This is a genomic window from Paraburkholderia sp. BR10923, from assembly GCF_040948765.1.
Lineage (GTDB): Bacteria > Pseudomonadota > Gammaproteobacteria > Burkholderiales > Burkholderiaceae > Paraburkholderia > Paraburkholderia youngii.
This window is the reverse complement of sequence record NZ_JBFPKO010000107.1, coordinates 1-1,921: the sequence shown is the minus strand read 5'-3', so window position 1 is coordinate 1,921 and position 1,921 is coordinate 1. Positions and strand designations below refer to the sequence as shown.

The window sequence follows — 1,921 nt, the reverse complement described above, 5'->3', positions numbered from 1 at the left end:
GGTCTGCCTTTACCCGAAACGAAACTCGCGCTCATCCATGCACTGAGCCGCTCCCAATTGATCAGCTCGGCCAGCCGTACCAGTGGATGCTTGAGATTGATCTGTTCGCGCAGTGGATGCCGGAACAGATCCTTCTCCGTTACAGGCGCCTTCGGACCCATCTGAACCTCGTCAGAATTTGCAGGCTATACCCAGCAATATGCCAGGTCTCTGCAATTCCAACAACACGATTTCCGCCGGAAACCCCCAACGCTTAAGGCTCTACGGTTTGTTCAGGCTGGACTAGCGAGGGCGTGGCTCGCGTGACTGTGGCGCATCCAGTGCGGACTCGCGATACCCGCGTCGCCGTCTTCGCCCAGACTCGCGACCAGTGATGTCTTCGGGTTCCAGCGTTGTGGCGTGACAGGCAGGCGTCGCTGTGCAAGGTACTGATCGAGCGCAGTACGCGCGACCGGCGGCAGTGCCACCTTGCCGGGCTTGCTGCCCTTGCCGACCAGATGCAGCCAGTGATCACCGTGCCCGTCCACGCGGATGCTGCCGACCCCGGCGCCGACCAGTTCGCTCGCGCGCAGACCCGTCGCGTAGCCGAAGTCAAGCAGGAAGCGCAGCCGCTGCGCCGCTGGCTCCGACCAGCCATAGGACCCTTCGAGGCCGTCGGCAATCGCGCGGACCAGCAGCCACTCACCCTCGGTGAAACCGCGCGTCGTGTCCAGCGCTGGCTGCGAGGCGTGGCCTCGGACCTTGACGCCGGAAAACGGATTGGCGAGCACGTAACGCTGCTCGATCAGCCAGCGAAACAGCGCCGAGAGCACCGTCAGTGCGTAGGCTGCTGAGCGCGCTGACAGGCCGCTCGTAAAGGGGCGCCATTCGACGGAATCGCGCGGCCGCGGTGGCCCGACCCAGCGCTCGCGCGGCGCCGGACGTCTCACGAACGCCCGGTAGGCGATCGCGTCGTCGGTTGTCAGTGACGACAGCGCCCGCCCGCGTTCGACGATCGCCCACAGGATCAGCCGCTTGGCCTCCTTGCGATAGGCGCGCTGCGTCGTCGCTGTTTCGTGCAGCGCAAGCCACGCCTGTACCGCCTCGTAATCGTTTCGTCGCGTTCAGCGTGCAGGCATTACGCGGCGCCCGGAAACTGCCCTGCAAGCCATCGACCTCGTGCGGCAGGCGCAACTCTTCCCACGGCACGATGCTGCGTGGCTGGGTGACCGCGACCAGTGCGCGGGCGCGCTCGGTCAACAGCGGATGCCCGGCGAAGAAGGCTTCGACTTGCCGAGCCCCCATCGCGCCGAGCCCCTCGATCGTTCGCCACCATCCGCGCCGTCGCGGGATGCGTACGGTCAGTTCCGAGAGCGTATGGATGCCGTGTGCACGCAGGGCATTCGCGGTCCGGGGTGCGAGGCACCGTTCAATGTCGTCGCTGATCTGGGGCTGTGGCGCATTCACCGAGGGCAACGTCCTGAGCGCGTGTTCAACTGCCTTGGCTCGCCCCTGCCGCTCTTGGGGCGTGTGCTGGAATACCGCCGCCAGATCCAGTCGATGGCGGCTTTCGGCGAACGCGATGAGCTGCCGGCGGATGCGGCCGAGCATGCCACGTGCGGACTGGCCCGACGCCTTGAGGCCAGGCAGGTAGCGCAGGACGGTTGCACGTGAACTGAGGCCTGCATACCAGCCACGCAGCGCGGCCAGCGCATCGGCATCCGGGAACCCGGGTTCGGCAGGCGTCGCGGCCGGGGGCGCCGGGGCAGACGCGTCTTCATCGGTTGAGGTTACGTAAAATTAAGATGGTAGCCCGATAATCCAGAGGATTTTTAGCAGGGCGGAAACGGCGCAGTGAGCAGGATAAGGGCTCCGCAAACGAGCCGTTTCTGCCCTGCTAAAAATTCCTTGAGCTAAGCCGCTCCAGTGTCGGTGGCTATGG

Annotated in this window: 2 pseudogenes; both read right to left on the bottom strand. The window is 65.2% G+C overall.

Annotated elements, in window-relative coordinates:
• Positions 1-161, bottom strand: a pseudogene (locus AB3X94_RS41545) (IS5/IS1182 family transposase); the annotation flags it as partial.
• Between the two features lie 123 nt (positions 162-284).
• Positions 285-1,689: pseudogene (locus AB3X94_RS41540) on the bottom strand (phage integrase family protein); the annotation flags it as partial.
• Positions 1,690-1,921: the final 232 nt, after the last annotated feature.